Source organism: Pandoraea commovens (assembly GCF_024704525.1).
Classification (GTDB): Bacteria; Pseudomonadota; Gammaproteobacteria; order Burkholderiales; family Burkholderiaceae; genus Pandoraea; species Pandoraea commovens.
In genome coordinates, this window is record NZ_CP102780.1 from 5,219,404 (window position 1) to 5,237,073 (window position 17,670).

A 17,670-nucleotide genomic window follows, 5' to 3' on the forward strand; every position below is an offset into this window, starting at 1 on the left:
ACGCTCGCAGCACGGGCAGATGGCGAGTGAATTCTCACAACGAGGAAATTGCCGGACAACGGCCGCCCGGCCCGAAAAGGATGCCGTTCGTCCAGAGACGGGAAAACCCTTGTGCAACCGTCGATCTCACACAGACGTCGATCCCCGGCAGCCGTCAGCCGCATGCAGACGTCATGCACAACGCGCGCAAACGGCGCGCGCGACGGAACGCATTAAAGGGAGGAAGAAGCGACTACTGCGGCCTAATGACCCAGTTCGCAGCTGCGCAGGTACTCGCGCGGCGGCAAGCCGTAGCAGCGGCGAAAGGCGCGTGTGAAGGCCTTTTCCGAGGCGTAGCCGACCGCTTCCGCGACATCGGAGATCCGCGCGCCTGCGCCCGACAGATGCTCCGCCGCCAGGTACATGCGATGGGTGGTGAGGTAGGTCATCGGCGATTCGCCGACGAGCTCGCGAAAACGCAGACAGAACTTCGAGCGCGACATGCCCGCGATGGCGGCGAGTTGCTCGACCGTCCACGAGCGCTGCGGCGTTTCGTGCATGGATGCGATGGCGCGCCCCAGTTGCGGATCGGTCATGCCGCGCAGCCAGTGGGTGCTGGCGCTGCCGCAGGCTTCGAGATACGCCCGCAGGATCTGCACGAACAAGACGTCGGCCAGGCGTGCTACGACAACTCGCCATCCCGCACCGCGCTGCATCGACGCTTCGATAAATCCCGCGATGGTGTTCGTCAGCAACGCGGGCACCGCCGGGTCGCCTGCGCGAATATGGATCAGGGGCGGCAGCGACGCCAGCAGCGGGTTGCGCAGCCGGTCGCGGAACATCACCACGCCGGTGTAGAGATCGCTGACGGGACCGTCCCCGCCCGCACGGAACGCCAGCGGCGTGTCCAGACGCGGCTCGATGCCCTGCGCCGACATCATCTCCTCGAAGACTATCGGCGGTTCGTCCGGTGACGAACACATCACGTGCTCGTGCCCATGCGGCAACAGCACGCAGTCGCCCGGCTCGACACGCACCGGTGTCATGCCCGCCACGATCAGGTAGAACGGCGCTCCCATCGCCATGCGAAACGGTGCGCCGTCGAGCGCCGGTTTGCGCAGCGACCACGGCGCACCGAACGTGAAGCGGCCAGTGACGACCGCGTCCGCGCGCAAGTCGCTCAGCACGTCGCTTAGCGGATCCATCGCGCCCTGCCTCGCGCAGGATGATCGTTTCGTCGTTTCATGGGTGGAACTTCGATTTATATATGAATTACGTCGAAGTATGCCGTTTTACTGCGCGGAAAAATATCGGGTTTGACCTGAGGGCGGTCGAGATGGGTGAAATACGGGGAAGGGACACCGAAATGGGCCCGTGCGGTCGAGCCTTCGACGCACAGGCCGCTGACGCTCAGCGACGGGCGAGCGTCGTCAGGAAGACATCGGTCGAGGGTGCGCCAGCGCGCAGTTCGCAGACGTGAGTCGCGTCGAAAGCTTCGGTGGCGTTCATTTCGTCGAGACGAAGGGCATGGCCTGCGCAGACGCTCACCGTCCGGCCGTCATGGAACGTCACATGCACTTGTCCATGCGCGCAGTAGAGGAACGCGAGCGCGTCGGCCGTTACAGGCAGCGCCCACGTCAGCGCATCGCCGTCGAGACGATGTTGCGTCAGCGTGTGCTGCCAGCCGTCGCGTCGCGTCATGACGTTGAAGTCGTCGATGGGCACGCCGTCCGCCTCAAGCGCCGGTGTGCTGCTCACCGCGAGTTCTCCGCCGAAAGCATACGGCGCCGTGCGTGTCGTTAGCGTGACGTCCGGACGCCCTTCCACATTGAGCGTCAGCGTGCCGCCGCGAACGATCGCCAGCGACCGGTCGATGCCCGCGAACACCGAGAACGGTCCGGGTACGGCGACCGTCGCCGTGCTGATACGCCAGTCGAAGCCGTCTTCGCCGGGGCGACGCGCCACCGCCAGTTCCGTCGTCACGCCCTGACCGTTCTTCCACGGCATCTTCAGAAAATCGGCCGGGCCGAGTGCTTGCAGTTTCATGCGACTACGCCTTCGTTCACGATCATTGACGCACTTCGCCGTGTCCGAACACGACGTACTTCAGACTCGTCAGCCCTTCGAGGCCGACCGGGCCGCGTGCGTGCAGTTTGTCGTTGGAGATGCCGATCTCCGCGCCCAGACCGAATTCGAAACCGTCGGCAAAACGCGTGCTGGCGTTAATCATCACGCTCGCCGAATCGACCTCGCGCAGGAACTGCATGGCGTCGGAGTAGTTCTCCGTCACGATGGCGTCGGTGTGGTGCGAGCCGTAACGGTTGATGTGGGCGATGGCGGGTGCCATGCCGTCGACGATCTTGATCGCCAACACCGGCGCGAGATATTCCGTCGACCAGTCTTCCTCGGTCGCAGCCATCGCGCCGCTCACACCGGCTGCGGTCAGTGCGGCGAGCGTACGTTCGCAACCGCGCAGTTCGACCTGCTTGCTCTGGAACATGCGGGCGATGGCAGGCAGTTGATCGATGGCCTGCTGATCGACGAGCAACGTCTCCATCGTGTTGCACGTACCGTAGCGATGCGTCTTGGCGTTCTCGCAGATCGCGAGTGCCTTGACCGGGTCGGCGCGGCCGTCGACATACACGTGGCAGATGCCGTCGAGATGCTTGATCATCGGCACGCGCGCGTCCTGCATCAGGCGCGCGATCAGGCTCTTCCCGCCGCGCGGCACGATCACGTCGACGTACTCGGTCATGGTGATGAGTTCGCCCACCGCAGCGCGGTCCGGCGTGCTCACGACTTGCACGGCGTCGCCGGGCAGGCCCGTGGACGCGAGCGCCTGAGCGATAAGCGCCGCCAGCGCCGTGTTGCTTTCAATGGCTTCCGAGCCGCCGCGCAGAATGGTGGCGTTGCCCGACTTGAGGCACAGCGCCGCAGCGTCGATGGTGACGTTCGGACGTGACTCGTAAATGATGCCGATCACGCCTAGCGGTACGCGCATCTGACCGACCTGAATGCCGCTCGGTTGCACACGCACGTCGCTGATCTCGCCGATGGGATCGGACAGCCCGGCAATCTGGCGCAGGCCTTCGATCATGGTGCGCAACGCCTTGTCCGACAGCGTAAGACGGTCGATGAAGGCGGCGTCCTGGCCATTGGCGCGCGCGCGTTCGAGGTCGCGACGGTTCACGTCCTGCAACTTCGCGCCGTCGCGTTCGATGGCGTCGGCAATGGCGAGCAAGGCGCGGTTCTTGGCGGCAGTGTCAGCACGCGCCATGGCGCGCGATGCTTCGCGGGCGCGCTGGCCCAGCGATTGCATGTAGGCTTTGATGTCCATATCGTGGTTCTGAGAATTCGGGATATCGAGATGTCAGGATGCCGGGCGCGGTGAGCGGCATTGCCGCCGTGACCGGACGCGTTGAGCGATTTTAGGCGTGTGCTGGGCGCGCGGCGCGAGTGGCGCGCGCCACCGGCGGTCGCTCACCGGCGAGCAGCAGGCCGAGTTGCAGCATGCCGTCCCACGGATCGCTTGGCAGACCTTCAGCGCGCAGACCCTTGACCTGACGATCCAGACGCGCTGCCAATTGCAGGGCTTGCGCGAGCATCGGGGCCGTGACACGCCCCACGGCCTGCTCCATCAGCCGTTCACGCGGGCCCCAGACCCGGTATTCGCGTAGCAGCACACCAAGCGGTTTGCCCGACGCCATGCCGCGAGTGATCTTGGCGAGCGTGCGCACCTCTTCGGTGAGCGCCCACAGCACGAGCGGCGCAGCCTCGCCTTCTCCGCGCAGCCCGTCGAGCATGCGCACCAGCCGCGCAACATCGCCCGAGAGCACCGCTTCGCTGAGCTTGAAAACATCGTAACGCGCCACATTGAGCACGGCATCCTGCACCTGCTCGAACGCGAGCGCGCCCGCCGGGTACAGCAAACCGAGCTTCTGAATTTCCTGATGCGCCGCGAGCAGATTGCCTTCGACGCGATCGGCAATGAATTGCAGGACACGTCGTCCCGGCTCACCGGCTTCGACCCGTTGCCCTTGAGCGGAAAGACGCTGCGCAATCCAGTCAGGCAAACGCGCACGATCGACCGGATCGACCTTGACCGTCACACCGGCCCGGTCGAGTGACGTGAACCAATCGGATTTGCTTGCCGTGGCGTCGAGCCGGGGCAGCGTAATGATGGTCAGCACATCGCTGTTGGCCGCGTCGGCGTGCGCCTTGAGCGCCGCACCGCCGTCCTTGCCCGGCTTGCCGCCGGGGATGCGCAACTCGATGAGCTTTTTGTCGCCGAACAGCGACATCGACTGTCCTGCGTTGGCGAGCGCGCCCCAATCGAAGCTGCGCTCGACGCTGAGTACGTCGCGTTCGGTATAGCCGCCCGCACGCGCCGCTGCACGCACGCGGTCCACCGCCTCCTGCACGAGCAGGCTCTCGTCGCCGTAGATCGTGTAGATCGGCGAGAGCGTCTTGGCGAGGTGCGCGTCGAGCGCGTCGGGGCGCAATTGCATGGCGGCGGTGTGGCTTTCCTTAACGGACGTCTGTAGTGCTGCGGGTCCGGTGATTACTCTTCCGGCTTCGCTTCCGGCATGGATTTCACAGCTTCCATACGGCGGATGATCTGATCGACGGCGTCCTTCTGCATGTCGCGATTGAGCAAAGCCGCTTCGGTGTCGCGTGCGGTCGTCTCGTTATCGCTGTAGGGCAGGTTACGCACCAGGCGGATCGTGGTCAGCGGAATGATCGGCCGACCGTCCGGCGTCACGAGCTGGAACGTATAGGCGCTGCGCATTTCGTACTCGCGCGCCTGACCGTTCGAATCCAGACTCACGGCCGTACGCGTGTTCGTGATGTTCACGATCTCCAGTCGCGCATCGGCATCCTTCGGCTCGGTCACAACAACCGTGCCCTTGCTGCCGTAGCGGATGTAGCGCGAAATATCGACCGACATCTGACCGCCGCCCGAAATGTACAGACGATGGAATGCGTACTCGCTCGCGCCGCGCAGCTGGAAGCCGCACGCCGTCAACGTCAGTGCGCAACCCAGCAGCGCGATCCAGCCGAAAATCCTGCGCGTCACACCGACGCCTCGTAGCCCGGAAGTCATTTGCACGTGATGTGCCCTCTTCTCACCAAACGTCATCAACCGACTGGGGCGGCAACCACCGCCCCCGCATTCTCTGATCGCGCTCAGACCACCACGTTCACCAGACGGCCCGGCACGACGATCACCTTCTTCACCGGCTTGCCTTCGCCGAACTTGGCGGTCATTTCGTGTGCGAGCGCGGCTTGTTCGATGGCTTCGCGCGAAGCGTCCTTCGCCACGCGCACCGCGCCACGCACCTTGCCTGCCACTTGCAGCACGAGTTCGATTTCGTCCTGCACCAGTGCGGCCTCATCGACTTCCGGCCACGACGCGTCGAGCAGGTCGCCCGATTGCGCGGCATAGCCCAGTTCGACCCACAGACCGTGCGTGACGTGCGGCACCACCGGGTACAGCACGCGCAGCAGAATGCCGTAGCACTCGCGCACCGCGCCGGCACCCGCCGCGCCCTTGTCGCTCTCGATCGCGTTGAGCATCTTCATCGCTGCCGACACCACCGTGTTGTACTGCACGCGCTGGTAGTCGTAGTTGGCCTGCTTGAGCACGCTGTGAATCTCGAGACGCAGCGCCTGAGCGGCCGGATTGCTCGTATCGATGGCAGCATCCGTCTGACGCAGCAACGCCGCTTGCGACTGACCGAAGCCCCACAGACGACGCAGGAAGCGGCTCGCGCCTTCCACGCCCGCGCCCGACCATTCGAGTTGCTGCTCCGGCGGGGCCGCGAACATCACGAACAGACGCGCCGTATCGGCACCGTACTGATCGATCAGCGACTGCGGATCCACACCGTTGTTCTTCGACTTCGACATCTTCTCGATGCCGCCGAGCGTCACGTCTGCGCCGTCAGCCTTCGACGTGGCGCCCGCCGGGCGGCCCTTGTCGTCGAACTGCACCTGAACGTCGAGCGGGTTGAACCACGTCTTCTTGCCCGACGTGTCTTCGCGGTAGAACGTTTCGTTGAGCACCATGCCCTGCGTGAGCAGGTTCTGCGCCGGTTCCTTGAAGCTCACGAGGCCCAGATCGCGCATGACCTTGGTCCAGAAGCGCGAGTAGAGCAAGTGCAGAATCGCGTGCTCGATACCGCCGATGTACTGATCCATCGGCATCCAGTAATTGGTGCGCTCGTCGACCATGGTCTCGGCGTCCGGGCAGGCGTAGCGCGAGAAGTACCACGACGAATCCACGAACGTGTCCATCGTATCCGTCTCGCGACGTGCGGGCTTGCCGCACTTCGGGCAATCGCACTTGAGGAACGCTTCGGACTTGGCGAGCGGGTTGCCGGTGCCGTCCGGCACGAGGTCTTCCGGCAGCACCACCGGCAGATCCTTTTCCGGGACCGGCACAGCACCGCAGGTGTCGCAATGGATGATCGGGATCGGCGTGCCCCAGTAGCGCTGACGCGAGATGCCCCAGTCGCGCAGGCGGAACGTCACCTGCTTGTCGCCAGCGTCCTTCGCCTTGAGATCGGCGGCGATGGCATCGATGGCGGCCGCGAAGGCCAGACCGTCGTACTTGCCGCTATTGATCAGCGTGCCTTCCTTCTCGCCGTACCAGGCTTGCCAGGCGTCGGTCGAATACGTCTCGCCTTGCACGGCGACGACCTGCTTGATCGGCAGGTTGTACTTACGGGCGAACGCGAAGTCGCGCTCATCATGCGCCGGGACGCCCATCACAGCGCCTTCGCCGTAACCCATCAGCACGTAGTTGCCGATCCAGACTTCAACCTTGTCGCCCGTGAGCGGATGCGTGACGAAGAAGCCCGTCGGCATGCCCTTCTTTTCCATCGTGGCGATATCGGCCTCGGCCACGCCACCCTGCTTGCATTCGGCAATGAATGCCTGCAAGTCGGGGCGATCGGCCGCCAGACGCGTCGCCAGCGGGTGCTCGGCCGCGATTGCGGCGAAGGTCACGCCCATGATCGTGTCGGCGCGCGTGGTGAATACGCGCAGCAGCTTTTGCTCGCCGTCGAGTTCGTATGGGAAGCCGAAGTTCACGCCGAAGCTCTTGCCGATCCAGTTCTGTTGCATCACCTTCACGCGCTCGGGCCAGCCGAGGTCGTCCAGGTCGCCGAGCAATTCGTCGGCGTATTCGGTGATGCGCATGTAATACATCGGGATTTCGCGCTTCTCGACGAGCGCGCCCGAACGCCAGCCACGGCCGTCGATCACCTGCTCGTTGGCGAGCACGGTCTGATCGATCGGATCCCAGTTCACGGTGCCCGTCTTCAGATAGACGACGCCCTTCTCCAGCATCTTGAGGAACAGCCACTGGTTCCAGCGGTAATACTCGGGCTTGCAGGTGGCGACTTCGCGCGACCAGTCGATCGCGAGACCCATCGCCTGCATCTGCTTCTTCATGTAGTCGATGTTGTCGTACGTCCACTTGGCCGGCGGCACGCCGTTGGCCATAGCCGCGTTTTCCGCCGGCATGCCGAACGCATCCCAACCCATCGGCATCAGCACGTTATAGCCGCGCATGCGCATCTGACGGTACATCACGTCGTTGATGGTGTAGTTGCGCACGTGACCCATATGCAGCTTGCCCGACGGATACGGCAGCATCGAGACGCAATAGAATTTCTGTTTGTCCGCGCGCTCAGTGGTCTTGTAGGCATCGATCGCCTGCCAGTGAGACTGGGCGGAGGCTTCGACGTCGGCGGGAACGTATTTTTCTTGCATGATGGGTCGGCGGATAGGATTCGGCTCGGTGTCGGCCCGGCTGGTACGCGTCATCGGGATGCGCGGTACGCAGGAAATATGGGGCAGATCCGGGGAAAACGATGATTATAACGCCGCCGGAAGTGGATTCGGCGTGACGTTGGCGAGGGGATGTGACCTTTGCGTCACTTTCGCTTCCGATCCGGCAGGTCTGTCGTATGACCGCCGGTGGAGCGCGCCGCCATGGCGGCATCCGGGACCGGCCTGCGGTGCCTGAGTCTGTACAAGCTGACGCCCTTGGCGCACTCAGGCCAGCACCGCTGGCCGCCCGGTGGAACCTATGCCGATCAACGTAGGCCCAGCACGTCCTGCATGTCGAACAGACCGGTCTTGTGCTGTGCGAGGAAACGCGCCGCACGCAGCGAACCTTGCGCGTACGAGAGGCGGCTCGACGACTTGTGCGTGATTTCGATACGCTCGCCGATCCCGGCGAACAGCACTGTGTGATCGCCGACGATATCGCCCCCGCGCACCGTCGCGAAACCGATCGTCGACGGATCGCGTTCGCCGGTCACGCCTTCACGGCCATAGATCGCACATTCCTTCAAATCGCGGCCCAGCGCTTCGGCCACCACTTCGCCCATGCGCAGCGCCGTGCCCGACGGGGCATCGACCTTGTGGCGATGATGGGCTTCGATGATCTCGATGTCATAGCCGGTATTGAGGATTTTCGCGGCGATTTCGAGCAGCTTGAACGTCGCATTCACGCCCACGCTCATGTTCGGCGCGAACACGACGGCGACCTGTTCCGCGCCCTTTGCCAGAAGTGCCTTGTCTTCTTCCGAGAAACCGGTCGTGCCGACGATCATCTTCACGCCGTGCTTTTGCGCGGCCGCCAGATGCATCAGCGTGCCTTCCGGGCGCGTAAAGTCGATCAGGTATTCGGCATTGGCCAGAGCAGCGTCGAGATCGGCGGTGATCTTCACGCCGGTGTCGCGGCCGAGGAACGCGCCAGCGTCGATACCGAGCGCCGGGCTGCCTTCACGGTCGAGTGCGCCGACCAGTTCGGCGTCGTCTGCCGCGAGCACGGTTTCGATCAGCATCCGGCCCATACGGCCGGAGGCCCCTGCAATCGCAATCTTCATCATGGTGAGTCTTTCGTCGTCTTTCTACCGGCTTTCAGCCGCTTACTGGGGCATCGAGAAGAGACCGCCACCGGAGGTCACGCGCGGCGACGGGACCAGTCCCGTGCCCGAGGCCGTGCCGGCCGGGCTGGGCGTACTGGTGCTCGATGCCGGCGTGCTCGGTTGCGCCGTCGGTGCGGGCTTGGCTGCGGCCGCAACATTGGCGGCGGCATCCGTCGAGACGGTCGCCACATCGGTCGGTGCAGGTGCTGCCGTCGGTGCCGTTGCGGCGGCGTCCGGCGACGGTGCGGCGGCTTCGGCAGCCGCAGCGCTCGCCGTCGACGGTGCAGGCGCATCCGTCTTCACGGTCTTGCCCTTCTGGCCGTCGATTTCCTGCACCAGCTGGTACTCGGTCGGCAGATTTTCGCCGCCTTCCCAACGTGCCAGCGTGTCGCCTTCGAAGTACACCTTCAGGTGACGTTCCTGAACGATCGACGCGTTGCCGCGCTTGAAGTAGAAGACGTAATCCCAGCGATTCGCATGGAAGATGTCGGCCAGCAGCGGCGTACCGAGCAACTGGCGGACCTGATCGCGCGTCATGCCTGCCTTGAGCTGCTCATAGGCTTCCTTCGAGACGAAGTTGCCCTGAACGATGTTAATTCGATACGGCGTGACCACGCCGATGACCTTGTCGGTCATGCTGTCATACGTCGAGCAGCCAGCCAGGGCAAGGAATGCCGCGGCTGCGCAGACGGAGAACGGAAGGGAGAGATAACGACGCAAATCTGACTCGCTTTCAAAAAGATCGAACTTGAATCCGGCACGCCGGGCGCGCCGCCACATCGCCCCCGTTGACGGCACAACCGTCCCGTTTGCCCCGGTTTGCGCCCGGGCAAGGCAAAAAGGCATTATTATTGGGGCTGTATTGTACTCTAGGGACGTAGAGCGATGCCGAATCCCGCCGATTTGAAAAATATCGGACTGAAAGCCACGCTTCCGCGCCTCAAGATTCTGGAAATCTTCCAGAACAGTGAGGTGCGCCACTTGACCGCTGAAGACGTATATCGTCATCTGCTCGGAGAAAATCTCGATATCGGCCTGGCCACGGTTTACCGTGTCCTGACCCAGTTCGAGCAAGCCGGGCTATTGTCGCGCAGCAACTTTGAATCCGGCAAGGCCGTTTTCGAACTCAACGAAGGCCATCACCACGATCACCTCGTGTGCATGGACTGCGGACGCGTCGAGGAATTCTTCGATGCCGAGATCGAACGCCGCCAGAAGCTGATCGCCAAGGAGCGCGGCTTCGCACTCCAGGAGCATTCGCTGGCCATGTACGGCAGTTGCACGAAGGATCCGTGCCCCCACCGTCAAAAAAATTAAAAAGAAGTTTGTCAAAATGCCCTCTTTTCGAGGGCATTTTCGGATTTCGCCCTTTCCTTGCATCTTTTGAACCAAGCGCTGCCGCCCACCGTCGTAGCATAGCGGCCGCATTTTTTTCGAATAGAACGCTTTTCGCACACGCGCAATCTCGCAGCACGGCCACACCCTCCTATGAACCACGAAGAGATGCCCACTGATATGGCACAAAGCGAAGAAAACGATGTTTCCCTCGCAGATGTTTGGAGATTTATCCGCGAAAACCTGAAGCCGATTCTTGGCCTGGCGGTAATTGGCACGGTGCTTGGCATCGGCAGCACGTTTGTCGTTCAGAAGCAGTGGGAAGGCAAAGTTACGCTTCAGGTCGGCCGGTCGGCCGGCTCGCCGGTGGCAGGCCCGGACGGCCCGCTCATCGAATCGGTTCAGCAGACGGTCGGTCGCGTGCTGCTCAGCGCATTTCGCGATGGCGTTGCCGGGGAAGTCTATCCGCAATTGAAGGCGAACACAGATGCGCTGCACAAGACCGTCGTCTGGAAAAACCTCAAGGCACGGATGGTGACCGGTACCGTCTATGTCGAAATCTCGGCACGCGGCACATCGATCGAACAGGCGGAACAAGCCCTTCAGCTCGCGTCTAACCAGATCATCACCGAGCACGCAGCAATCCTCGACCGTGCGCGAACCCTGCCCAAGCAGCAGCTCGGCGTGATCGACGCAGCGATTGAAGCCAACACCAAGGCGCAGGCAGATCTGAATACTGCGTTGGCCAATTCGAAGAATACGGATTCCGTCATGGCGCTGAGCGCGCTGCAGAGCAGCCGCGCTGAACGTGCAACGCTCAATGACAGCCGATATCGCGTGTCGCAGCTCCTCGCACCGGATCAGTCGTACAACACGCGCATCGTCAGTGCGATTCGTGTGGACGAGGAACCTGCCTTCCCTCGCAAGGTGTTCTTCGGTCTCGGCGGCCTGGCCCTGGGCGTGATTGCCGGTGTTATTGTCGGCCTGTCGCGCAAACGCAGCACCTGAGTCGCAAGCCAAGGTACGGGGACTGGCAATGCCACGCTCCGCACATCCGGCACGCCAATAAAAAAGCCGCTGTCTCCCGACAGCGGCTTTTTTGACTTCTGATACCGGCGATTACTTCGCAGCCATCAGCGCGACGGTCGTGTCGAGCATGCGGTTCGAGAAGCCCCACTCGTTGTCGTACCACGAGCTGACCTTCACCAGACGACCCGACACCTTCGTCAGCGTGCCGTCGAAGTTCGACGACGCCGGGTTGTGGTTGAAGTCGACCGACACCAGCGGTGCCGTGTTGTACGTAGCGATGGCCTTCAGCGGGCCTTCGGCGGCTTCCTTCAGGATCGCGTTGACTTCATCGACCGTCGTGTCGCGCTTAGCGATGAACGACAGGTCAACGATCGACACGTTGATCGTCGGGACGCGAATGGCGTAGCCGTCGAGCTTGCCGTTGAGTTCCGGCAGCACCAGGCCGACGGCGGAAGCTGCACCCGTCTTCGTCGGGATCATGCTCATCGTGGCCGAACGGGCGCGACGCAGGTCTTCGTGATAGACGTCCGTCAGCACCTGGTCGTTCGTGTAGGCGTGAACGGTCGTCATCAGGCCCGTTTCCAGACCGATCTTGTCGTGCAGCGGCTTGACCAGCGGTGCCAGGCAGTTCGTGGTGCACGAAGCGTTCGAGATGACCGTGTCGGTCGACTTGAGCACACCTTCGTTCACGCCGAACACGACCGTCGCGTCTACATCCTTGCCGCCCGGGGCCGAGATGATGACCTTCTTCGCACCGCCCTTCAGGTGAGCGCTGGCCTTTTCCTTCGTGGTGAAGAAGCCGGTGCACTCGAGCACGACGTCGACGTTCAGCTCGCCCCACGGCAGTTCGGCCGGGTTGCGGTTGGCCAGCACGCGGATCTTGTCGCCGTTGACGATCATGAAGTCGCCATCGACGGACACGGTGCCCGGGAACTTGCCGTGCGCCGTGTCGTATTGCGTGAGGTGGGCGTTCGTCTGTGCATTGCCGAGATCGTTGATGGCAACGATTTCGATGTCGTGCTTCTTGCCACCTTCGTAGTGGGCACGCAGTACGTTGCGGCCGATACGGCCGTAGCCGTTAATAGCGACGCGAATGGTCATGGGGGTATCTCCGTAAGGTCTAACGAAATCAGCCAAGCACGGACTTTGCCGTCGCGACCACATGGTCGACGGTGAAGCCGAAGTGTTTGAACAGCACGCCGGCCGGAGCCGACTCGCCAAAGGTATCGATGCCGACCACGCCGCCTTCCAGGCCGACGTACTTATGCCAGAAAGCCGTCACGCCGGCTTCCACGGCCACACGCGGCACGCCGCGCGGCAGCACGCTCTCGCGGTAGGCCTTGTCCTGACGATCGAACACATTGGTCGACGGCATGGACACGACACGTGCGGCAATCCCTTCGGCCGCCAGCGCTTCGGCGCCCTTGAGCGCCAGATCCATTTCCGAGCCGGTCGCGATCAGGATGATCTGCGGATTGGCTACGTCGCGCAGCACGTAGCCGCCACGACGGATATCGGCGATCTGCGCATCGCTGCGCGAGACGAACGGCAAATTCTGACGGCTCAGCACCAGGCTCGACGGACCGTCGTGACGCTCCACCGCAGCCACCCAAGCAGCCGCCGTTTCCGTCGTATCGCACGGACGCCACAGATCCATTTGCGGAATCAGGCGCAGGCTCGAGACATGCTCGATCGACTGGTGCGTCGGGCCGTCTTCGCCCAGACCGATCGAATCGTGCGTGAACACGAAGATCGAACGCAGCTTCATGAGCGCCGCCATACGCAGCGCATTGCGGCTGTAGTCGGAGAAGGTCAGGAACGTGCCGCCGAACGGGATGTAACCACCGTGCAGCGCAATGCCGTTCATGATGGCGCTCATGCCGAACTCGCGCACACCATAGTTGATGTGATTGCCGAACTGCACGCCGTCTGCATTGGCGCGTACCGCCTTGCTGGCCTTCCAGTTCGTGAGGTTCGAGCCGGTCAGGTCGGCCGAGCCGCCAAGGAATTCCGGCAGCACCGCAGCGAGCCCTTCGATGGCGAGTTGCGACGCCTTACGCGTTGCTACCGTCTCGGCCTTTTCATTGGTCTTGGCGATGAGGGCGGCAGCGGCCGCCTTAAAGTCGCCGGGCAGTTCGCCCTTCATGCGGCGCTCGAACTCGGCAGCTTCCGCCGGGAACTGGCCACGATAGGCAGCGAAACGTTCGTTCCACGCGGCTTCGGCCTTCTGACCGGCCGCCTTGGCGTCCCATGCGGCATAGACGTCGGCCGGCACTTCGAACGGCGGCAGATTCCAGCCGAGCGCGGCGCGCGTCGCAGCGATTTCATCGGCACCCAGCGGCGCGCCGTGCACGTCGTGACCGCCTTCCTTGTTCGGTGCACCCTTGCCGATCAGCGTCTTGCAGCAGATCAGCGTCGGGCGATCGGACTTCTTGGCTTGCGCGATAGCCGCGTCGACCGCATCGGCGTTATGACCGTCGATACCGCGAATCACGTTCCAGCCATAGGCTTCGAAACGCTTCGGCGTATCGTCGGCAAACCAGTATTCGACGTCGCCATCGATCGAGATGCCGTTGTCGTCGTACAGCGCGATGAGCTTGTTCAGACGCAGCGTGCCCGCGAGCGAGCAGGCTTCGTGCGAGATGCCTTCCATCAGGCAGCCATCGCCGAGGAACGCATACGTATAGTGATCGACGATGTCGTTGCCCGGACGGTTGAATTCCTTGGCGAGCAGCGCTTCGGCGAGTGCGAAACCGACAGCATTCGTGATGCCCTGACCCAGCGGGCCCGTGGTCGTCTCGACGCCCGGCGTGATGCCCACTTCCGGGTGACCCGGCGTCTTGCTGTGCAGTTGGCGGAAGTGCTTGAGCTCTTCGATCGGCAGATCGTAACCCGTCAGATGCAACAACGAGTAGATCAGCATCGAGCCGTGGCCGTTCGACAGCACGAAGCGGTCGCGGTCGGCCCAATGCGGATTGGTGGGGTTGTGCTTGAGATGGCGGCCCCACAGAGCGACCGCGATATCGGCCATGCCCATGGGCGCGCCAGGGTGACCGGAGTTGGCCTGTTGGACCGCATCCATGGAAAGGACGCGAATAGCAGAGGCCATCAGCGCAGCCGTAGCAGGAGAGGAGTTCGTCATGGTGACCAGCCGGAAGAGCGGGCGTGCCCCGTTGCCGCGAGCTGCCGCGCGAAATTCAAATGCGGGAAAAGACCAAGATTTTACCAGAATCGCCCCCTGCCCGGGTCGTTCACGGCGAACTTCCTCAACCGGCGGGAACGTGGAATCATGCGAAGAAGTGATGCGATCGCCACAAATTAGAGGAAGTTGTCTTGCCAATGCCCGAAAAACACGACACCTCCGCCACCCAACCCGACACCCCGGCGGGCTCGTCCGCCAAGCTGACAACGTCTTACGGGGCACCGCTCGGGCCGTGGGCAGGCTATACGTTCGCCGCGATGCCGGTGTACGCCACAACGTCACCTCATCAGCACATCGAGATCGTGGATTTGCCTGCCTTCGGCGAACTCGGGCGGGCCTATCGGCTCGATGGCCGCTTCATGGCGTCGCTGGCCGACGCCCACATCTGTCATGAGTGCATGGTGCATCCGCTGCTGCTCGCGCACGGCAACGCGCAACGCGTGCTGATCCTCGGCGGCGGGGACGGCGGCTCTGCGCGTGAAGCGCTGCGGCATGTCAGCGTGCGGGAAGTGGTCGTCGCCGAACTCGACGCGCAAGTGCCCGACGCCATCCTTCGACACATGCCCGCGCTGGCCGACGGCGCGTTCGACGACCCTCGCACCACGCTCGTCATCGGCGACGCACGGGATCTTGTCGACGCAGCACTGGCGAGCGGCGAACACTTCGACGCCATCGTCTTCGATCTCACGGAAGCCGACGGCGATGCGGCGTCGCTGCACGATGCCGCATTCTTCGCGAAAGTCCGCGACTTACTTGGTCCACGCGGGGGCATCGCCCTGCAACTGGGGGCACCGTGGTTTGAAGGCGCGCAAGTGCGTCGCATGCTGGACGCGCTGCATTCGGTGTTCGCCTGCGTCTTGCCGATGACCGCTTATGTGCCGCTCTACGGTACGCAATGGGCGCTTGCGATGGCCAGTAATTCACTTACCGTGACCGATTTCAATGCGCTGACGACGAATCCATCGGCAACAGCGCTCCAGGGCGTGCGCCACTATTCGCCCGCCCGTCACGCTGCGCTCTTCGATATCCCGCCGGAGCTGAGTGCCGTCCTTGGCGCCATGACTCGTTACAGCACCGATCGGGGGTGATCCCACACGCCATCGCGCGCAACGGATGAAGCGGATACGCGTTCCTTGTATATTGGGAACTTGCCAAGACCGTCGGACACCCATCGATTTCGCGCCGACGGCCCCAACGGAGCAAAACCATGTCCGATCCCCGCCCATCCCACGTGCCGTGGCTCACGCCGTATCTGACCGTTCGCGATGCGCGTGCGGCCGCCACGTTCTACGAGCAGGCCTTCGGCTTTTCCGTGCATGACATGGTGGACGACGACGGCGCGGTGATGCACGTCGAAATGTTCTATCAGGGACAACTGATCCTGATGTTCGCCCCCGAAGGTGCGTTCGCGACGACCGCGCGCACGCCGCGTACCTCGGGTGTCGAAGCGCCGCAGAGCTTCTATGTCTACACGGAAGATGTCGACGCGCTCTACGCACGCGCGACCGCCGCCGGCGCCAAGGGACTGATGCTGCCGAGCGACCAGTTCTGGGGCGATCGCTTCTGCCAGTTGGAAGACCCGGACGGTTATCGTTGGGGTTTCGCCCGGCCCGTCGCCCCTCGCAGTTGAAGCTACTCCCGCGCGTCGCAACGCCGGGCGTCGGGGCACGTTGGGGTATGCTTCGATCCCCGACGCCAACACCGGCTGCCATTCCACCCTCCTCACCCACGCCTTCTCGCCCGAATGCCTCGCTTTTTCATCGATGCGCCGCTGCACGCCGACGCCCTCCTCGACCTCCCGGACACCGTTGTTCGCCACGTCCAGGTCCTGCGCCTGAAGACAGGCGACACGCTCACGCTATTCAATGGCACGGGCGGTGAATATCCAGCGGTACTGACGACGCTGGAAAAGCGTCACGCGACGGCACAACTCGGTGAGCACGACCCTCGTGAAGCTGAGCCACCCTATCGCATTACGTTGGCGCAAGGCATCGCAGGCGGCGACAAGATGGACTGGCTCATCGAGAAGGCCATCGAACTCGGCGTGACGGAAATTCAGCCGCTCGCGACGGAGCGTTCGGTCATTCGCCTCGAAGGCGAGCGCGCCGCCAAACGCGTCGCGCACTGGCAAGCGCTCGTGCAAGCCGCGTGCGAACAGTGCGGACGAAATCGGGTGCCGAAGGTGCTACCGATCCGTCCGATTACGGCGTGGCTCGGTGACCGGGATGTCATAAAGAGTGACGGATGGCGTGTGCTATTGTCACCTAGAGCGGACAGCGGATTCGATTCGCTGCCGCTGGACGCGCCGTCCGCGCCTGGCGTTCTGCTCTTCGGCCCCGAAGGTGGGCTGGCACCTCAGGAGGAAGCGCTTGCACGGCAGGTCGGATTTTCGGCCATCCGTCTTGGCGAACGCATTCTTCGGACCGAAACGGCGGGCATGGCTGTCCTCGCTGCGTTGGCCGCTCGCTGGGGCGGATGGTAAGCATCGATGATTCGAGAAAACGGCCTCACAAGCCTTAAGGAGTAATCGTCATGGGTATCCTCGACAACATTCTCGGTGGTGGGTCCGGCAATCAGGCCGGTGGCGGCGGTTTCAGCACGAAGACCATGTTGCTGATGGGCTTGCTGGCGATGATTGCCAGCCGCTCGGGTGGCGCTCAGGGTCAAGGTGGTGAAGGCGGTGGTTTGCTCGGCGGCCTCGGCGGCGCCCTTGGCGGCATGCTCGGTGGCGGCGCGGCAGGCGGTGCCGGTGGGGCGGGCGGTCTGGGTGGTTTGCTCGGCGGACTACTCGGCGGCGCGCAGTCGTCGGCGGCAGGTGCACCGGGGGCGCCGGAGGGCGGTCTGCTGGGACAACTCGGTGGATTGGGCGGACTCGCCCAGGTTCTGAACCAGGGGGGTCTCGGCGAAGCCGTTAACTCATGGGTCGGCACGGGCGCCAATCAGGCGGTCAGCGCCGATCAGGTCACGCAAGCGCTCGGCCCCGGCGGTCAGTTGCAGCAATTGGCAAGCTCGGCGGGCGTCTCGGAAAGCGAAGCAGCACAGGAGTTGTCGGATCTGCTGCCCAAGGTCGTCAACCAGTTGACGCCGAACGGCTCGCTACCGCAAGGCTCGCTGGATCTGGCTTCGCTGGCCCAGCAGTTCCTCGGTGGCAACCACACCGGCTGATTCACAACGATCGGC

At 63.3% G+C, this 17,670-nt stretch carries 16 protein-coding genes; 6 read left to right on the forward strand and 10 right to left on the reverse strand.

Annotation, left to right across the window (positions count from 1 at the left end):
- Positions 1-242 precede the first annotated feature (242 nt).
- The 8 genes from NTU39_RS23500 to NTU39_RS23535 form a co-directional block, all read right to left on the reverse strand.
- On the reverse strand, positions 243-1,184 hold the full coding sequence (locus NTU39_RS23500; RefSeq protein ID WP_150666541.1) for an AraC family transcriptional regulator: 942 nt from the start codon (positions 1,182-1,184) through the stop codon (positions 243-245).
- Positions 1,185-1,389: 205 nt separating this feature from the next.
- Positions 1,390-2,025, reverse strand: coding sequence for a HutD/Ves family protein (locus NTU39_RS23505; protein ID WP_150666542.1), 636 nt, complete (start codon positions 2,023-2,025; stop codon positions 1,390-1,392).
- A gap of 22 nt (positions 2,026-2,047) precedes the next feature.
- On the reverse strand, positions 2,048-3,316 hold the full coding sequence (locus NTU39_RS23510) for a glutamate-5-semialdehyde dehydrogenase (RefSeq protein ID WP_257958700.1): 1,269 nt from the start codon (positions 3,314-3,316) through the stop codon (positions 2,048-2,050).
- A gap of 91 nt (positions 3,317-3,407) precedes the next feature.
- On the reverse strand, positions 3,408-4,487 hold the full coding sequence (gene holA / locus NTU39_RS23515; RefSeq protein ID WP_150666544.1) for a DNA polymerase III subunit delta: 1,080 nt from the start codon (positions 4,485-4,487) through the stop codon (positions 3,408-3,410).
- A gap of 53 nt (positions 4,488-4,540) precedes the next feature.
- Positions 4,541-5,056 carry an LPS-assembly lipoprotein LptE gene (locus tag NTU39_RS23520; protein ID WP_257958701.1) on the reverse strand — a complete coding sequence of 172 codons (516 nt, stop codon included), beginning with the start codon at positions 5,054-5,056 and terminating at the stop codon, positions 4,541-4,543.
- Positions 5,057-5,166: 110 nt separating this feature from the next.
- On the reverse strand, positions 5,167-7,758 hold the full coding sequence (leuS, locus tag NTU39_RS23525; protein ID WP_150666546.1) for a leucine--tRNA ligase: 2,592 nt from the start codon (positions 7,756-7,758) through the stop codon (positions 5,167-5,169).
- Between the two features lie 326 nt (positions 7,759-8,084).
- The gene (gene dapB, locus NTU39_RS23530) at positions 8,085-8,882 is read right to left on the reverse strand and encodes a 4-hydroxy-tetrahydrodipicolinate reductase (RefSeq protein WP_039401415.1); all 798 of its coding nucleotides are present in this window, start codon (positions 8,880-8,882) and stop codon (positions 8,085-8,087) included.
- Positions 8,883-8,924: 42 nt separating this feature from the next.
- Positions 8,925-9,560 carry an outer membrane protein assembly factor BamE gene (locus tag NTU39_RS23535; RefSeq protein ID WP_246184762.1) on the reverse strand — a complete coding sequence of 212 codons (636 nt, stop codon included), beginning with the start codon at positions 9,558-9,560 and terminating at the stop codon, positions 8,925-8,927.
- Between the two features lie 249 nt (positions 9,561-9,809).
- On the opposite strand from NTU39_RS23535, the gene fur reads away from it, so the two are divergent.
- Entirely contained in the window at positions 9,810-10,241 is a 432-nt protein-coding gene (gene fur / locus NTU39_RS23540; protein ID WP_039393197.1) for a ferric iron uptake transcriptional regulator, read from the forward strand.
- Between the two features lie 171 nt (positions 10,242-10,412).
- Entirely contained in the window at positions 10,413-11,267 is an 855-nt protein-coding gene (locus NTU39_RS23545) for a GumC domain-containing protein (protein WP_150666547.1), read from the forward strand.
- A gap of 111 nt (positions 11,268-11,378) precedes the next feature.
- Here NTU39_RS23545 and gap read toward each other — a convergent pair whose 3' ends face one another.
- Positions 11,379-12,389 carry a type I glyceraldehyde-3-phosphate dehydrogenase gene (gene gap, locus NTU39_RS23550; protein ID WP_150666548.1) on the reverse strand — a complete coding sequence of 337 codons (1,011 nt, stop codon included), beginning with the start codon at positions 12,387-12,389 and terminating at the stop codon, positions 11,379-11,381.
- 28 nt (positions 12,390-12,417) lie between these two features.
- Entirely contained in the window at positions 12,418-14,430 is a 2,013-nt protein-coding gene (gene tkt / locus NTU39_RS23555; RefSeq protein WP_150666549.1) for a transketolase, read from the reverse strand.
- 197 nt (positions 14,431-14,627) lie between these two features.
- Between tkt and NTU39_RS23560 the strand changes: the two genes are divergently transcribed.
- The 4 genes from NTU39_RS23560 (at position 14,628) to NTU39_RS23575 (ending at position 17,655) form a co-directional block, all read left to right on the forward strand.
- A complete protein-coding gene (locus tag NTU39_RS23560) occupies positions 14,628-15,578 on the forward strand; it encodes a spermine/spermidine synthase domain-containing protein (RefSeq protein WP_257958706.1) in 951 nt (316 codons plus the stop codon).
- A gap of 119 nt (positions 15,579-15,697) precedes the next feature.
- Positions 15,698-16,120 carry a VOC family protein gene (locus tag NTU39_RS23565; protein WP_150666551.1) on the forward strand — a complete coding sequence of 141 codons (423 nt, stop codon included), beginning with the start codon at positions 15,698-15,700 and terminating at the stop codon, positions 16,118-16,120.
- Between the two features lie 114 nt (positions 16,121-16,234).
- Positions 16,235-16,972, forward strand: a complete 738-nt coding sequence (locus NTU39_RS23570; RefSeq protein WP_150666552.1) for a 16S rRNA (uracil(1498)-N(3))-methyltransferase — start codon at positions 16,235-16,237, stop codon at positions 16,970-16,972.
- A 50-nt stretch (positions 16,973-17,022) separates the two neighbouring features.
- Entirely contained in the window at positions 17,023-17,655 is a 633-nt protein-coding gene (locus tag NTU39_RS23575) for a YidB family protein (protein ID WP_257958708.1), read from the forward strand.
- Positions 17,656-17,670 lie beyond the last annotated feature (15 nt).